The 17,017-nt window shown below is 63.0% G+C and carries 12 protein-coding genes; 5 read left to right on the forward strand and 7 right to left on the reverse strand.

What is annotated here, in order from left to right; all coding sequences use genetic code 11:
* A partial coding sequence (locus AC0ZZU_RS12580; protein WP_476341078.1) for an RHS repeat domain-containing protein occupies positions 1–3,006 on the forward strand: 3,006 nt, incomplete at its 5' end.
* A gap of 1 nt (position 3,007) precedes the next feature.
* On the opposite strand, the gene AC0ZZU_RS12585 is transcribed toward AC0ZZU_RS12580, so the two are convergent.
* From AC0ZZU_RS12585 to AC0ZZU_RS12610, 6 genes are all read right to left on the reverse strand, one after another.
* Entirely contained in the window at positions 3,008–4,099 is a 1,092-nt protein-coding gene (locus AC0ZZU_RS12585; protein WP_476341079.1) for a fimbrial protein, read from the reverse strand.
* A 74-nt stretch (positions 4,100–4,173) separates the two neighbouring features.
* The gene (locus AC0ZZU_RS12590) at positions 4,174–6,666 is read right to left on the reverse strand and encodes a fimbria/pilus outer membrane usher protein (RefSeq protein WP_476341080.1); all 2,493 of its coding nucleotides are present in this window, start codon (positions 6,664–6,666) and stop codon (positions 4,174–4,176) included.
* 37 nt (positions 6,667–6,703) lie between these two features.
* The gene (locus AC0ZZU_RS12595) at positions 6,704–7,390 is read right to left on the reverse strand and encodes a fimbrial biogenesis chaperone (protein ID WP_476341081.1); all 687 of its coding nucleotides are present in this window, start codon (positions 7,388–7,390) and stop codon (positions 6,704–6,706) included.
* Positions 7,391–7,552: 162 nt separating this feature from the next.
* On the reverse strand, positions 7,553–8,098 hold the full coding sequence (locus AC0ZZU_RS12600; protein ID WP_476341082.1) for a fimbrial protein: 546 nt from the start codon (positions 8,096–8,098) through the stop codon (positions 7,553–7,555).
* 387 nt (positions 8,099–8,485) lie between these two features.
* Positions 8,486–8,896, reverse strand: coding sequence for a PA2817 family protein (locus AC0ZZU_RS12605; RefSeq protein ID WP_476341083.1), 411 nt, complete (start codon positions 8,894–8,896; stop codon positions 8,486–8,488).
* 88 nt (positions 8,897–8,984) lie between these two features.
* Positions 8,985–11,432 (reverse strand): acyl-CoA dehydrogenase, encoded by a 2,448-nt coding sequence (locus AC0ZZU_RS12610; protein ID WP_476341084.1) that lies wholly within the window; start codon positions 11,430–11,432, stop codon positions 8,985–8,987.
* A 218-nt stretch (positions 11,433–11,650) separates the two neighbouring features.
* On the opposite strand from AC0ZZU_RS12610, the gene AC0ZZU_RS12615 reads away from it, so the two are divergent.
* The 3 genes from AC0ZZU_RS12615 to AC0ZZU_RS12625 all read left to right on the forward strand — a co-directional run bounded on the left by AC0ZZU_RS12615 (position 11,651) and on the right by AC0ZZU_RS12625 (position 14,138).
* On the forward strand, positions 11,651–12,274 hold the full coding sequence (locus tag AC0ZZU_RS12615; RefSeq protein WP_476341085.1) for a glutathione S-transferase family protein: 624 nt from the start codon (positions 11,651–11,653) through the stop codon (positions 12,272–12,274).
* Between the two features lie 155 nt (positions 12,275–12,429).
* The gene (locus tag AC0ZZU_RS12620) at positions 12,430–13,362 is read left to right on the forward strand and encodes an ABC transporter ATP-binding protein (protein ID WP_476341086.1); all 933 of its coding nucleotides are present in this window, start codon (positions 12,430–12,432) and stop codon (positions 13,360–13,362) included.
* A complete protein-coding gene (locus AC0ZZU_RS12625) occupies positions 13,359–14,138 on the forward strand; it encodes an ABC transporter permease (RefSeq protein WP_476341087.1) in 780 nt (259 codons plus the stop codon). The genes AC0ZZU_RS12620 and AC0ZZU_RS12625 overlap by 4 nt, the downstream gene beginning before the upstream one ends.
* Here AC0ZZU_RS12625 and AC0ZZU_RS12630 read toward each other — a convergent pair.
* Complete coding sequence (locus tag AC0ZZU_RS12630) at positions 14,022–14,648, reverse strand: DUF2062 domain-containing protein (RefSeq protein WP_476341088.1); 627 nt, start codon at positions 14,646–14,648, stop codon at positions 14,022–14,024. The genes AC0ZZU_RS12625 and AC0ZZU_RS12630 overlap by 117 nt on opposite strands.
* Before the next feature lie 143 nt (positions 14,649–14,791).
* Here AC0ZZU_RS12630 and AC0ZZU_RS12635 point away from each other — a divergent pair, with 143 nt between their 5' ends.
* A complete protein-coding gene (locus AC0ZZU_RS12635) occupies positions 14,792–17,002 on the forward strand; it encodes a DNA internalization-related competence protein ComEC/Rec2 (RefSeq protein WP_476341089.1) in 2,211 nt (736 codons plus the stop codon).
* Positions 17,003–17,017 lie beyond the last annotated feature (15 nt).

Here is a 17,017-nt window from a genome sequence, read left to right on the forward strand (position 1 = left end):
GAACAGGTGCAGACCCCCACGGGCGCCAGCGAGCACCTGCACTACAACGACGGCGGCCACGTGTTCCCGACGGCCAGCGGCCGTGCCGCGCTGCCGCGGGTGACCCGGCACCTGACCTACCCAGGCCTTGGCCAGCCCGTCATGGACGTACGCTACACCTACCCGGATGCCAGAAACTTCCTGGGCAATACGTTGCCGATCCAGTGGGACGATGACGGCCTGGACAACCTGTACAAGTACATTGGCGACTATCGCTACGGCTCGGTGGAAAGCCTGTGGGTCACCGAACGCATCGACGGTACGGACAAGGAACGTGAGGTGCGCCGCATCGAGCGAAGCTTCAACCAGTTCCACCTGCTGACCGAGGAAAAGACCACCCAGGGCAATAACGTCCAGACCATCACCACCGGCTATCACCTCACCCCGGCCGTGCCCTTCGAGCAGCAGGTCAGCTACTGCCAACTGCCCGCCACGGTCACCACCCGCTGGGCATTGCTCGACGATGCTACCCAGAGCCGGGTCGAAACCGTTGCCAGCACCTACGACACCCACGGCAACCTGCTGACCCAGACCCAGGCCAACGGTGTGGTCGAAACCAGCACCTGGTACCCGGCCAGCGGTGCCGACGGCTGCCCGCCCGACCCGGAAGGCTTTGTCCGCCACCTCAAGGACAAGACCGTCACGCCATCGCCGGCGGGCAAGGGCGCCGCGCCTGTCCTCGTCCAGCGCTATCGCTACGTCAGCCTGCCTGCGCTGAGCGGCAGCGGCGTGTATGACTGGCCTGCAGTTGAATCCGAGACCCTGCTCGACATCAGCAGTACCGGTCAGCCGGGCCAAAGCCAGGCCGGACAACCCTTGCAACTCACTGAATATCACTACACCAATGCCCCGGACATTCCATTCAGCCATGGACGTGTGGCCAGCCGCTGCGTCACGCTCAACGGTCATCTCACCCAGATCTGCTATGACTACGGCAAGGGGCAGGGCACCCATGCCGCAGAGAACGTACTGACCACGACTGAAGTCCTCACGGGTTTCGACGGCGAAGTAAAAACCCTGGAGCTGGAGCATTCGCTGCTCACGGGCGAGCCCCTGCTCAACCGAGACGAGAACGATGTCGTGATCCGCTACGAATACGACGTGCTGCGGCGGGTGGTCAGCGAGATCGTGGCGCCGGGTACCGAGTATATGGCCGCTCGTCGCTACGAATACGACCTCTGCGCGGGTGACAATGATCAGGCCGAGCAGCGCAGGTTCGACGTCAAGAGCGTCATGACAGTCAGCCGATTCGACGGCCTTAATCGGGTCATCCACGAAGATCGCGTGGACGTCGATACTGCCACCCCAACTCTGGCCGGTACGCTGCGCTCGATCTACAAGGCTCGCTACGATGCGTTGGGAAACCTGGTCGAGGAAACCGAGTACGACTGGCTTGACGATGATCTGCTCGAATTGACCAGCCGCTTCGAGTACGACGACTGGGGGCAGTGCGCCTGCACTGTGAGTCCTGACGGTGTGAGCACATACGAGGTATCGGACCCGATCGGCAATGCCAGTCACCGCGGCCCCATCCAGCGCAGCTGGCAGCAGGCACCCGCGCAGGAAGGTGACGATAGCGCTGCGCCGTTGGTCTCGGGAGTGACCGAAACCTGGCTCGACCTGTTCGACAAACCTGTACGCATCGAACGCTTCGACCGGGAAAACAAGGCCGTCAGCCTGCAGGTCAATGAATATGATGGGCTGGGGCGCACCAGCAAGGAAACCGTCAGCTTCGGTTTGGTGAGCCGGATCAATCGCTATGCATACGACGCCTTCGACCGGCTGCTGCAGCACACACTGCCATCGAATCATGTGGTCCACCGCACCTATGCCCAACATAGCTGCGAAGACTTGCCGGTCAGCATCAAGGTCGGCGAGAAGACACTCGGCGAGCAGAGTTTCGATGGCCTGGACCGGCTCAAGACCGCCACTACGGGTGGCCGAGTGCAGCACTACAGGTATGACCCGGGTATGCGCCAACCCAGCAGCGTCGTCGCGCCGAGTCTGGAGGTTATCACCTACACATACCAGCCCGCACTGGGCCAGGGGCCGGTGTACAGGGGGCTGGCGCGAACACCGGCCAACTACCACTACGATCCTGAGAACGCGAACCTGCTCAGTTGCGACGTACCTGACCAGTCCCTGAGACGTACGTATTTCAGCACCGGCCAGGTCAAGACAGAAACTCGCTCGCAAGGCGGCATCGACTACGACATGGCGTACGACTACAGCTACCGTGGCCGGTTGTTGTCCTATACCGACGTACTGGGGCAGATACAGACAAATACCTACGATGTGCATGGCAGGCTCGAACATACAGAGCTGGGCAGTCTGACCTCGGAGTTCACATACGACGCATTCGGCCGTACTGCCAGCTACACCACACGGGAAGGCGCTCGGTCTCTGAGAACCTGCCTCGAGTACGATGCATTTGATCGTGAGGTTCTGCGCACCTTTGACCTGAGTGGCGCGCTCCAGACATTGGCCCAGGTCTACAACGACGTCGACGCACTGACGAAGCGCACCTTATGCGAAGGCACTGACCTGCTGCGCGAGGAAAACTATCGCTACGATACCCGCGGCCGCCTGACCAACTACGATTGCACGGGACCGCAGTGCCCTGTCGATCCGTACGGCAAGACGATCGTGAGCCAGACGTTCCGCTTCGATGAGATCGATAACATCACCTTGGTACACACCACGTTCGCGGGCGGCTCTAACCGTGCCACCTACAAGTTCGACAACGACGACCCGGCCCAGTTGAGCAGCATCATCAATACGCACGCCGACTATCCTGCGCTCATTACCCTGGAATACGACGCCAATGGCAACCTGATCAAGGATGAATCGGGCCGTACGCTTGAGTACGATGCGTTGAACCGCCTGCTCGGTGTCTACGACGGCGAGGAGCTCGTAAGCACCTACGCCTACGATGCGCAAGATGTTCTGACCGGCCAGCGCAGCTGAATCATCTGTACCGAAGTGTGAAGCTCAGCGCCCCTTTCGCCACCCCCGGCCGTACCTCGCGGCTAGGTTCAGTCTGGTAGAAGCGGGCGGCGAACTTCAACATGGTTGTGCCGTTGGCCACGGGGACCAGCGGCACTTCCGCTTCCAGGGCGAGCGGCGAGCCATCCTCACGCAGCACCTGGATGCCCACGCCTTTGGCGGTCGAATCGCCGGTCAGGCTGAATACCCCTGACGTGGTCGGACCGATCGGCAGGGAACCATTTACCCCATTCAGTTCGATGCTTACCCGGGTCATGCCGCCCGGGTCGGTCAGACAGGTACTCAAGGTAATATGAAAGGGGACTGCCTTGGTGCCGAAGCCTGCGCCGGTGAAGTCAGCGACCTCCCAGTCGCCGAGCAGTACCGGATTGGCGCTCACCGGGTCGCCGATGATGCTGCATTGGGTCTGGATGACGGTGCCTTGCAGTACATATCGAAGCACCAACCCGATACGGTCATAGTCAAGGGTGCCCTGGAACAGCGGCAGGTCGATCGAGTGCATACCTGGGGCAATGTCTCCGATTTTTATCAGCGTCGCGTAGTTGTGCAAGCCCCCCACCTTGATGTCCAGTTGAGTCTTGTCCGGCTTGTGGGCCTTGAAGGGCACCAGCGGCCGGGTGGTGCCGTCGACTGGCTTGAATTCGTTTCTCGGTACGCCAGTGAAGGGGGACGCCACTCGCAGCATCACGCCGACGCCGGGCACGTTGGTGAGCAGCACATGTTCGTTGGGGTCATCCGGACCGATCATCGGCAATTTTCCCGGATAGAGTGCCGTAAGGCGGGACATCTCGAAATTCATCGTCACGTCGCCCTCGTTCCGGCACTCCACGGTGGCAAAGGTAGGCGAAGTGTTCCACGCGTAGGCGTCGGCGCTTCCGAGGATGGTGCCTACTGGCGCATTGGCGGGCACGTAGACGGTTGGAAGGATACGGGTCATGGTGAAGGGGCCGACGGGGCGCGTGGACTCCCAGCGGCAATACGAGGCGGCAGACGCCTCGGTGGCAGCCGCAGTGGTTGCCACGGCCAGCAGCAGTGCATTGATGATGCCTTTCATGGTGTACCTGCTCGATGGCGCCGCACGGGGAGGCCCTGCGCGGCGCATTGAAGGGAAAAACTGGGGTGCTGCGGTCAGCTGCAAGCCAGCGACTGCAGTCGATATCCCTCTGCCTGCGTCATGTGCTGTGGATCGATGTCCACCTTGCAGCTCGACTCGTGGTCATCGCCCCAGCGCACCTCCAGGGTCTGCGGCTGTTGCCCTGTCGCCAGCAGCACCTGGCCTGCCTGGCCGACGACCCCGAGCGCGGTGGCCTTGGCGTCTCGTACCTGAGCGCCGAAGGGCAGGGGATTGCCCTCGACCGTACGCAGTGTCAGCACCAGGCGCGTCACCTGACGCGCCCTGAAGCGGCTCTTGACCACCGCCCCACGGCGGGGTACCACTTGGGCGGTGCCATTGTCGATCTCGACCTCAGGGCCGAGTTGGTCAGTCTTCAGCACCAACTGGTTGGACCGGTAAGGGCGCAGGTGAGGCACCATGGCAAAGCCCCTCGCATTGCTCAGCACACCCGGGGCGTTCTGCACGCCTACACCCGCGATACCGGGTACCTCGATCAGCGCCGCGGTATCGCCCAGGTAAGGTCCCGCCTCCAGGCCATCGGCGTGCAAGAGCAGCGCGCCGCTGGCGTTGAGCGAGAGGTTGCGGTAGTCGCTTGACTGGGTCAGGCCTGCACCAAAGTTGGCGTACTGGCTCTGATAGCCTGCCGACAGCGCGACTGACTGGCGCCTGAGATCATCCTGCGCCACGCTGGCGCTGTAATTGACATGCTCCATGGTTGAGCCGCTCATGGCCGCGCGGTGGTTATAGCCGTTGGCGGAGCGTTGCACGTCGTAGCTCAAGGTTCCGGAGCGCGTCCAGGTCAGCGGCATCGACAGGCTGAGGCCAATCAGGCGGTCACTGCCGGGTGTGTCGGTCAGCGACTGCGAGGCGAACAGGTTGTAGGTGATGCCGCGCTGGTGCGTGCTGAAATTGAGTTGGAACTGTCGCTGCGTATCACTGCGCTGCCAGTAATCCTGCTGCGAGAGTGTCAGGCTCAGCGAACTCCTTTGCCCGAGGTTCTGGTACACCGAGGCTTCCAGGCGACTGCGGCGGCTGCCGCGAAAGTCCGACTCCCGGCTCCGCTGCTGCACGGCCTCATCGAAGTCGCGGTAGCCTTCGGTGGAGTAGCGGTAGCCAGCGAAACGCAAGGTCGTGTCTGTTTCGAAGGCCTTGCCGTACTTCAAGGCATAGCTGAGGCCCTGGACCTTGCGCTCCCGTGCAGTATTGAGCGCGCTGCTGGCGTGGGTCATGTCAAATGCCAACGCGCCAAGCATGCCCAGGTCACGTGCCAGGCCCAGGTTACCGGCGCGGTAATACTCCCCGGCCAGCAGGCCACCGTACACGGTGGCGTTCCAGCCGGTGCCCGCCGCCAGGGTGCCTTGCCAGAGCAGCGGCGAATCCAGCCCATCGACCGGGTTGTAGCGGCCCAGCGCTGTGCTATAGCGCCACACGCCTGCCCGAAGCAGATTGCCCAGCGTTGCATAGGGTTGGGTAAAGCGCCGGATCTGACCATCTGACTCGGTCAGCACGACCTCCAGCTCCCCGCTGCCGGCGGTGCTCAAGTCATCGATGGCATAAGGGCCTGGACTGACGTAGGTGGAATAGATGGGATAGCCGTTTTGCCAGACCTCGATCTTCGCCCTGCTCTGCGCCACGCCGCGAATGACCGGGGCATATCCCTGTTGTGAGTCGGGCAGCATATTCTGGTCCGATGCTACCCGCACACCTTGGATCGCCAGACTGCGAAACATGTCGCCGTCGGTGAAGGTCTCGCCAAGGGTAAGGTTGGCCCGTGTTCCAGGCAGGTCTCGCTGGACGTAGGTATGGGCCCGGGTCCAGGCCCGCTCGCCCTGGCTGTCCTGGCGCCATGACTGATTGCTGCGCAGCCGCCACTCCCCAAGGTTCACACCACTGTTGAGAAACAGATCATGGTTGGCGTAGCTACCTCGATAACGGCTGGAGCCTTGCATCGAGGACACCTGGTAGTTGATGAAGGCGGCGCTGATCCCGCTGTCCCACTGCTGCGGATCGACATAGCCAGCAATGTCGCGGCGCATCGCCACCTGCGGGATGGAAATAGAGAGCAGCAGCCGGGTGCTGTCGAAGTCGATCTGGCTGCCCGGCAAGGCATGCACCAGATCCACACACGCATGCTCCAGCGCCGTAGGATCGGCGAGCGCTTCGCGCCGCAGCCCGAAAGCCTCCAGTGAAGCGGCCGACAGGCACGGGCGCAGCAGCCCGTCTGGAGCGAGCGCGAACTCGACCTGGCGCTGGCCGGCAGGCTGCAGGTTGATCTGCAGGTCGACACTATAGCGACCGGGCGGCAGCGCAAGGGAGCCGCCCAGGCTCCTCAAAGCCAGAGTGCCCGCACTTGCCGGTTGGTTATCGTCCTGGCGCAGAAAGCCTGCTTGGAACTGCGCTCCGCCAGCGGCCAGGGCCGGCATCGACAACGGGCCGACTGCGATGAGGTAAAACGAAACGACACGCACGCAGCGGCACGCACGCCTGCGATGCAGGAATGGGGTCATTGTGGTGAATCCTTTCAGATGGCGCGATGCCGTCCCCTCAAGGGGTCAGCGCGATCGGTAGCGTCAGAGGTTCGCTGTAGCCGCCATAGTCATTGATGACCGAGAAATGCGCCTGCAGGCCGGAGGATCGCTCCACCTCGCTCAGCGGATACAGGTGCTCGCCGAAGGGCGAGAGCATGGCGCCGTCCTTGATCGTGTGATGCTGGCCGCCGCCCTTGATCTCAAGGCGAATGAATGTCACGTGATAGGGCGTAGGGTTATGTACTCGCAGCTGTGCCTGGCCACGTTCGCTGCCGAGGCTGAACTGCAGGTCCTTGAGCCGTGCCAAGGGATTGCCTCTGAGTCGAGCCGGACGGTAGAACAGTTTGATACGCGTGCGCATGGCGATGTTCAGCACATTGCCCGTTTCACTGTGCACTTGCGGAATTTCCTGCACGTTGAAGAAGAACAATGATTCGCGGTCTTCGGGCAGGTCGTTGGGAAGGCCATTGATTTGCACCAGTTGCTCCTTGCCAGGTTCCAGGCGGAACAACGGCGGGGAGGAGATCAAGGGGACTACGCTGGTGGTGTCATCGGCCAAAGTGTTGACCCACGTCTGCACCGCGTACGGTTTGCCGCTCGGATTGTTGACGACCACCGAGGTACTGCGCTTGTCGCTGTCGAACACCACGCGGGTATTGTTCAGTGACAAGGCCGCCGTGCCGGAAGAGGGCATCGCAAACATGAAAAGGCTGATGCAGGCCGCGAGTGTGACGCATGGACGGGGAGAAGGTTTTGTCTGTCCTGGCATGGCTTGGGTTACCTCCGACCCAGGCGCGCAGATGCGCCTGGGTCATTTGGACTTTCCCGGAGAAAGTAGCCTTGGGCTACGCGCTCGAACGGTGGGTCAGATGATGTCGACCGTGAATTGCACATCGGCTGACGCGGCACCTGCCGTTACGGCTGTGGCGGTAGAGCGGTAATATGCGTTGAAGGCCATGTCGGTAGCACCGGTGTCGTTGAGTGTGTACTCGCTGGACGCCGTGCCTGGTTTGATAACGGCGCCGCTGTGGTCGCGCAAGACGATGGCGATGCCTTTGGCACCGTCGGCGGTCGGAGTCACGGCGAAATAGTCACCGCTTGCGTCTGCCGTGCCGTTGAAGGTCACCGTGGCTTTGTTACTGGCCAGTGAGCAGGCTGCGCCATCGCTCACCCGCAAGACGAAAGACTTGCCGCTGAGTTCCTGGCCTGTGCCTTTGAACTGGCTGGCTGGAAGGGTCCCCATCTTGACCAGGTTGCCGAGACTGCCGTCACCTGGGTTTATCACTTCGATGGGGCAAGTGTTCGCGGTGATACGGCCCTCAAAGTTGATAGTTCCTGTGTGCGCGAACGCGGAAGTTGCGCAGATGCCGGAAATCAGGCCAAGCGAAAGTGCAAGAAATGACTTTTTCAAGTGTATGTCCTTATAAGAAAGTGCAGTGGACCTTTATAAACACGGCCGCGGCCGCTGCAAGATATTGACCCCGTATTCGGTTGTCATGCGGTCAGTGGGGATTTTAGATAAAAGAGGTTTTATTGTGCAACTGCTGGTGATCAATTAACCGGTAGTTGATTGAATGTTTTTTTGAGCTATCAGGTCTGGTTATTTTGAGTGTGGGGATAGTGCGACTGGGTTGTGGGAATTTTTTACTGGGTTGAAATGTCCAGTGGTTGCAATTTAATTTTAATAAAACTGTCTGTAGGGGTATTCTTCTTTTGCCTTGCGGCAAAGAAATTATTGTACGGCCCGTTATTACGATGACGCACGCCTCGGATTATGCTCCGAGGCGTGTGAAGAAAGTCAGTGCTTGCTGTCTTGTCCGGGCAGGCTCAGCAGCTGCTTTTCCTGATGCCAGTCGAACGGCTCGCCATTTTGCTCAGCTTCATGGCGGCGCTCTTCCAGGGCCTGGTAGAGATCGAGCTCGTCATCGGGCATGAAATGCAGCCAGTCCCCGCCGAAGAGCCACAAGAGGTCGCGCGGCACAAGGTGGGCGATCTGAGGGTAGCGCTGGATCACCTGGCAGAGCAGGTCCTGGCCCAGGTATTGGCTTTCGAGCGGGTCTTGCGGCAGCAGGGTCAGCAGTTCGTCGAAGCGCTCCAGGAACAGGAAGTGGCTTTCTTCGGGCACCTGCTCGGCCTCGCCCAAGGCCACCAGGATGGTGCGCAGGTGCTGCAGGAGTTGGAGGTGGTACTCCAGGTGTGGATTGGCCATGGGAAGGTCCTCGGTCAGCGGAAAAACGGGGGCGGAGTATACGCGGTTTTGGTGGTCCTACATTCGCTGGAGAATAATGCTACAGCCCTCACCGCACCTTCCCTTCGCTCGCCAACAACTCTTCCTTGCTGAACGCATCCACATCGATCACCTTGCGCCGCGCCTGTTCAGCCGCCCTCAGGCGCTCGGCTTCCTCGGGCTGCACCACGCCAGCCCGCAACGCCGCATCAATCGCCGATTCCCCCGGCACCGTACCCAGCTTGCCGGCCTTCAAGGCCTGGTGCAGGGTTTTCTGTAGCGGCGCGCTGTCGTCGAGCAGGTCGCTGGCTCGCTGCAGCGCACCCACCGGGTCATCCGCCGACTGCGGACGGTAGCAACCGGCGAGCAGCTCCTCGAGCGCCGGATCGCCCTTGCGCCGGCCAATCAGCTCGGCTACCTCGGCATCCAGCTCATCGCTGGGACCGGTGTGCCGGCGACCGAACGGGAACACGATCACCCGCAGCGCACAGCCCATGAAGCGGTTGGGGAAGTTGTCGAGCAGGCGGTCCAGGGCTTTCTCGGCCTGGCCCAGGCTTTCCTCCATGGCCCAGCGCAACAGCGGCCGCATATGCTCGGGCGAACCCAGGTCGTGATAGCGCTTGAGCGCGGCGGAAGACAGGTACAGGTAGCTCAGTACATCTCCCAGGCGCGCCGAGAGCCGCTCGCGGCGCTTCAGCGCTCCGCCGAGCAGCATCATGCTCAGGTCCGCCAGCAGCGCGAAGGCCGCGGCCTGGCGGTTCAGCGCGTGGAAATAGCCTTGGCTCAGCGCATCGCCGGGCACCTTCTCCAGGCGCCCCAGGCCCAGGCCGAGCACCAGGGTGCTGGCGGCGTTGCCGACCGCAAAGCCGATGTGCTTGAGCAGCAGCTGGTCGAATTCCACCAGTGCCTGGTCTCGGTCCTCACGCCCGGCCAGGGCCATTTCCCTGAGCACGAACGGGTGGCAGCGGATGGCGCCCTGGCCAAAGATCATCAGGTTGCGCGAGAGAATATTGGCGCCCTCGACCGTGATGAAGATCGGCGCGCCTTGCCAGTTGCGGCCAAGATAATTGTTGGGACCCATGATGATGCCCTTGCCGCCATGCACGTCCATGGCGTGCTGGATGCATTCGCGGCCACGTTCGGTGAGGTGGTACTTGAGGATCGCCGACAGCACCGAGGGCTTCTCGCCCAGGTCCACTGCCTTGGCAGTGAGCAGGCGCGCGCTGTCCATCAGCCAGGCGTTGCCACCAATTCGCGCCAGCGACTCCTGGATACCTTCGAATGCCGCCAGCGGCACGTTGAACTGTTCGCGGACGCGCGCGTACTGGCCGGTGACCAGGCTGGTGTACTTGGCAGCGCCGGTACCCACCGCAGGCAGCGATATCGAGCGGCCCACCGACAGGCAGTTCATCAGCATCATCCAGCCTTTGCCGAGCATGGCCTGGCCGCCGATGAGCATGTCCAGTGGCACGAACACGTCCGTTCCGCTGTTGGGGCCATTCATGAAGGCCGCGCCCAGGGGCAGGTGGCGCTTGCCGATTTCCACGCCAGGGGTATCGGTGGGGATGAGGGCCAGGCTGATGCCCAGTTCTTCCTGCTCGCCCAGCAGGTGGTCGGGGTCGTAGGCCTTGAAGGCAAGGCCCAGGAGCGTGGCCACGGGCCCCAGGGTGATGTAGCGCTTCTCCCAGTTCAGGCGCAGGCCGATGACCTCCTCGCCCTTCCACTGGCCTTTGCAGATGACACCGGTATCGGGCATGGCGCCGGCATCGGAGCCTGCCAGCGGACCGGTGAGGGCGAAGCAGGGGATCTCGTCGCCGCGGGCCAGGCGCGGCAGGTAGTGGTTGCGTTGCTCGTCCGTGCCGTAGTGCAGCAGCAGTTCGGCAGGGCCCAGGGAGTTGGGGACCATCACCGTCGAGGCCAGGTCGCCGCTGCGGGTCGCCAGCTTCATCGCCACCTGGGAGTGGGCGTAGGCGGAGAAGCCCTTGCCACCGTATTCCCTGGGGATGATCAGCGCGAAGAAGCCATGCTGCTTGATGTGTTCCCAGGCCGCTGGCGGCAGGTCCAGGTCCTGGCCGATCTGCCAGTCGCTGACCAGCGCGCACAGCTCTTCGGTCGGGCCATCGATGAAGGCCTGCTCTTCCTCGGTCAGCCTGGCCGCCGGGTAGCCGAGCAGGGTGTTCCAGTCCGGGCGGCCGCTGAACAGTTCGCCGTCCCACCACACGGTGCCCGCGTCGATCGCCTCGCGTTCGGTCTGCGACATGGGCGGCAGGGTGCGCTGGAACCAGCCGAACATCGGCGCGCTGAAACGCTTGATGCGCAGGTCGGGCAGCAGCACGAACGCGGCGCTGGCGGCCAGCAGCAGCCAGAACATGATCAGCAGCCAGCCTGGCGCGTGGCTGAAGACACCCATCAGCACCAGGTAGGCCGCCACCGCGGCTAGCGCGGGCAAGGGCGAAATGCGCCGGTGGGCGAGATACGCCACCCCCAGCACCAGGACCACCAACCACAACAGCAACATAATCCGTCCTCCGTGGAATCATCGTGTCAGCGTGCCAGCAGAGCTTAGACGGCATCCGCGCGGCAGCATCGTCTGTTCAGTGACAGGGTGTGGCGGCAGGAGTTCGTGGGGGATTGGCAGCGGATGTTTCCCACGGCGCGATCCGCTGTGTACACGGCCGAGCGCGGGGCGGGGAATAGAGTAGACTTGATCTTTCCGCATTCGATCAGGACATCACCATGCTGAAGATCTGGGGCCGCAAGAATTCGACCAACGTGCGCAAGGTATTGTGGTGCGCCCAGGAACTGGGCCTGGATTTCGAATCGGTCGACGCCGGCGGGGCCTTTGGCCTGGTCAACGAGCCCGACTACCGCAGCCGCAATCCCAACGGCCTGGTGCCGACCCTCGAAGATGGAAACCTGGTGCTGTGGGAGTCCAATGCCATCGTGCGCTACCTGTGCGCCGAGTACGGTGACGAGTCCGGCTGGTACATCGGCGGCCCGCGCGAGCGCGCCGAGGCAGACAAATGGATGGACTGGGCCACCTCGTCCCTGGCCACGCCTTTCCGCCCGCTGTTCTGGGGCCTGCTGCGCACGCCGCCAGACCAACAGGACTGGGTCGCGATCAACGCCGCGCACAAGACCTGCGCGCACCTGCTGTCCATCGCCGACCAGGCCCTGGCCCATCAGCCGTACCTCAGCGGCGATGAAATAGGCATGGGTGACATACCGCTGGGCTGCTTCGTCTACGCCTGGTTCGAGATGCCCATCGAGCGGCCGGACATGCATCACCTGCGAGCCTGGTACGAGCGCCTCAAGGCGCGCCCGGCCTATCAGGCGGCGGTCATGACCGCGCTGACCTGAGCCCGCCGGCCTGAACGACACGCCTCACTCGATAGTCACTATCAATATGCATGACTGTACTTGCGCGGCCTGGCCTTGCACCATGGCCGCACTCACTGCGCCAGTGACCTGATCTGGCGTGTCCTGAACCTTCTTTACCCGGTACGTGACCCGCTATGAGTTCTGCCCTGTCCATCCGACAGCTTACCAAGACCTACGGCAACGGCTTCCAGGCCCTCAACGGCATCGACCTGGACGTCGCCGAAGGCGATTTCTTCGCCTTGCTCGGCCCCAATGGCGCCGGCAAGTCCACCACCATCGGCATCCTCTCGACCCTGGTCAACAAGACCAGCGGCACGGTGAATGTGTTCGGCCATGACCTGGACCGCCAGCCCGCAGCGCTCAAGCGCAGCATTGGCGTAGTGCCCCAGGAGTTCAACTTCAACCAGTTCGAGAAGACCTTCGACATCGTCGTGACCCAGGCGGGCTACTACGGCATCCCGCCCAGGCTTGCCAAGGAGCGCGCCGAGCAGTACCTGACGCAACTGGGCCTGTGGGACAAGCGCGACGTGCCCTCGCGTTCGCTTTCCGGAGGCATGAAGCGGCGGCTGATGATTGCCCGCGCGCTCATCCACGAGCCGCGCCTGCTGATTCTCGACGAGCCCACCGCGGGCGTCGATATCGAACTGCGCCGCTCGATGTGGAGTTTTCTCACCGAGCTGAACCAGAAAGGCATCACCATCATCCTGACCACCCACTATCTCGAAGAGGCCGAGCAGTTGTGCCGCCACATCGGCATCATCGACCACGGCACCATCGTCGAGAACACCAGCATGCGCAAGCTGCTGGGCAAGCTGCACGTTGAAACCTTCGTGCTCGACATCAGGCAGGAGCTGGCCCAGGCGCCGGTGCTGGCCGGCTACCCGTGCAGGCTGATCAACCCGCACAGCCTGGAAGTGCAGGTGGACAAGGACGTGGGCATCACCGCGCTGTTCGGCCAGCTGGCGCTGCAGAACATCGAGGTGCAAAGCCTGCGCAACAAGACCAACCGTCTCGAGGAGCTGTTTGTGTCACTGGTGGAAAAGAACCTGGCGAAGGTGGCGGTATGAATGTCGAGCTGCAGACCAACTGGGTCGCCCTGAACACCATCGTCTACCGTGAAGTGAGACGCTTCCTGCGGATCTGGCCCCAGACCCTGCTGCCGCCGGCGATCACCATGGTCTTGTACTTCGTGATCTTCGGTAACCTGATCGGCCGGCAGATCGGCGACATGGGCGGCTTTACCTACATGGAGTACATCGTGCCGGGATTGATCATGATGTCGGTGATCACCAACTCCTACGGCAACGTGGTGTCGAGCTTCTTCGGCAGCAAGTTCCAGCGGTCCATCGAAGAGCTGATGGTCTCGCCGGTTTCTCCGCACATCATTCTGGTCGGCTATGCAATGGGAGGCATGCTGCGCGGACTGGCGGTAGGCGTGATCGTGACCCTGCTGTCGCTGTTCTTCACCGATCTGCAGGTGCATCACCTGGGCATCACTGTGCTGGTGGTGGTACTGACCGCAACCATCTTCTCGCTGCTGGGCTTCGTCAACGCGGTGTTTGCGCGCAACTTCGACGACATTTCGATCATACCGACCTTTGTACTGACGCCGCTGACGTACCTGGGCGGGGTGTTCTATTCGATCAGCCTGCTGCCGCCGTTCTGGCAGACCGTGTCGCTGGCCAACCCGGTGCTGCACATGGTCAACTCGTTCCGCTACGGCATCCTAGGGGTTTCGGATATTCGTATCGGTACGGCCATCACCTTCATGCTGGTCGCCACCGCGGTGCTCTACACCCTCTGCGTTCGCCTGCTGGTGAGCGGCCGCGGCATGCGCACCTGATCGAGCCGTCTTGCGCCGGCGCCACTGCCGGCCTACCCACCACCGCCAGTAGAACATGGTAAGGCAGTAGGCCAGGGCGCCGAGCAGCACGCCGCACACCACCGAGCCGAGCAGGAAGGGCTGCCACAGGGTGGAAAGCTGATCGGTGATCCACTCGAAGGTCAGTTCGTCGGGCAGGGTCCGTGGCGGTATCTGCATCAGCCAGGCGCCCATCATGTACGTGCAGAAGAACACCGGCGGCATGGTGATCGGATTGGTCAGCCAGACCAGGCTGACCGCGATGGGCATGTTGCCGCGCACGCCGATCGCCAGGCAGGCGGCCAGCAGCATCTGCATGGGTATCGGGATGAATGCTGCGAACAGGCCCACGCCCATGGCGCGCGCGACCGAGTGGCGGTTCAGGTGCCAGAGGTTGGGGTCGTGCAACAGCCGGCCCAGAAAGCGCAGGGATTTGTGCTCTCGGATAGTGGTCGGATCCGGCATGTAGCGTTTGAAAATTCTGCGCGGCATGTAGGGTCTCGGCTGAGTGAGTGGGCCAGTATGCACCCGATTGCCTGAATGCCTTGTTCAGACTTTGTGACAAATATTAAGCAGGCACGCCTTCACCCTTGGTCTATTCCTCTCCGGGCGTTTTTCGTTTTGGAGCAGTATTCATGCGCACAGGGATGTTTGCGCTTGCGGCGGGAATGTTGTGCCTGGGTTTGCTGCCGGTATTGCCATCTGTCGGATGGCTCTGCGCGCTGGTGGTACTGGGGTTGGGCTGCCTGTGCACGCGGGGCTGGCCACTGGGCGTAGGCGTGCTTGGCTTTTGCTGGGCCTGCTGGTCGGCGCAGGCAGCGCTGGATGGGCGGCTTGACCCGGCGCTGGATGGCCGCACCCTGTGGCTTGAAGGGCGGGTGGTGGGCCTGCCCGAGCGGGGCGAGCGTGTGGTGCGCTTCGAGCTTGGGGAGGCCAAGTCGCGCCGCGCCAAGCTGCCAAGCCGCCTGCAGTTGAACTGGTTCGATGGCCCGCCGGTGCGCAGCGGCGAGCACTGGCGCCTTGCCGTCTCGCTCAAGCGACCCTATGGCATGCTCAATCCCCATGGCCCTGACCGGGAAGCGCGACTGTTGGCCAGGCGCATCGGCGCTACAGGCACGGTCAAGGCCGGAACCCTGCTGCAGCCGGCCGCCGCCAGCTGGCGGGACGACCTGCGCCAGCGCTTGTTGAAAGTGGATGCGCAGGGCCAGGAGTCCACACTTGTGGCATTGGTGCTGGGCGATGGCACAGGTCTGGCACGCGAAGACTGGCAGATATTGCGCGATACCGGCACGGTCCACTTGATGGTGATTTCGGGTCAGCATATCGGCTTGCTGGCAGGGTTGGTCTATGCCCTGGTTGCCGGGTTGGCAAGGTTGGGCTGGTGGCCATCGCGTCTGCCCTGGCTGCCGTGGGCCTGCACCCTGTCCATGCTGGCCGCGCTGGGCTACGGCGGACTCGCCGGCTTTCAGGTGCCGGTGCAGCGCGCCTGTCTGATGCTGGCAGTGGTGCTGCTGTGGCGCTTGCGCTATCGGCAATCGGGGGTGTTCCTGCCGCTGCTGCTGGCGCTCGATGCGGTGCTGCTCTTCGAGCCGTTGGCGAGCCTGTTGCCGGGATTCTGGTTGTCGTTCAGCGCAGTGGGCGTGCTGATATTCACTTTTGCCGGGCGCCTTGGCAGCTGGCGTCCATGGCAGGCCTGGACGCGCGCCCAGTGCGTGATTGCCGTCGGTTTGTTGCCGGCCTTGTTGGCGCTGAACTTGCCGGTAAGCCTCAGTGGTCCGCTGGCCAACCTGGTGGCGGTCCCCTGGATCAGCCTGGCGGTGTTGCCGATGGCGTTGCTGGGTACCGTGCTGCTGCCCATTGCCGGCCTGGGTGAAGGGTTGTTGTGGGTAGCCGGCGGCTTGCTCGATGTGCTGTTCAAGCTCTTGGGGACGGTGGCGCAGTGGCGTCCAGCATGGCTGCCCGAGCCGTTGCCGTGGTGGGCGTGGGCGCTGGTCTGCACGGGTGCGGTGCTGGTGTTGCTGCCGCGCGGGATGCCCATGCGCGTTCCCGGGGTGGTGATGCTGCTGGCGCTCTGGGTGCCCCGGGAGCAGATACCCGAAGGGCAGGTTGAAGTCTGGCAGCTGGATGTGGGCCAGGGATTGGCGATTGTGCTGCGTACCCGCCATCACACGTTGCTCTATGACGCCGGCCCGGCCATGGGCGAGGCCGACCTCGGCGAACGGGTAGTGCTGCCGACCCTGCGCAAGCTGGGGGTGAGCCAGCTCGACCTGATGCTCATCAGTCATGCCCATGCCGACCACGCCGGGGGGGCGGGAGCCATCGCCCGTGGGGTGCCGGTCACCCGGGTGCTCAGCGGCGAGGCTGCGGAGTTGCCTGCGGCCCTGCAGGCCGGGCCATGCATCAGCGGCGAGCGCTGGGAATGGGATGGCGTGTGGTTTTCGCTCTGGCGCTGGGCGGAGGGGCCGGACAGCAACCAGCGCTCGTGCGTACTGCTGGTCGAGGCGCAGGGCGAGCGGCTGCTGCTGGCGGGCGACATAGAGGCAACGGCCGAGCGTGCCTGGCTGGCAGCCACGCCGGTCCCGCGAGTCGACTGGTTGCAGTCCCCGCATCACGGTAGCCGCAGCTCATCCACCGAAGCGTTCATCAAGGCTGCCGCGCCCCGTGGCGTATTGATCTCGCGGGGCCTTCACAACGGCTTTGGCCATCCCCATGCAGAGGTCATGGCGCGCTATCGGCGGCACGGCCTGCAGATCCATGACACCTCGCTGCACGGTGCCTTGCGCCTGCGCCTGGGCAGCCATGGCGAGGTGCAGGAACTGCGCAGCCAGCGGCGCTTCTGGCGCTAGCGCTGCAACGTCCGG

It is taken from the genome of Pseudomonas sp. JE3303, assembly GCF_056312565.1.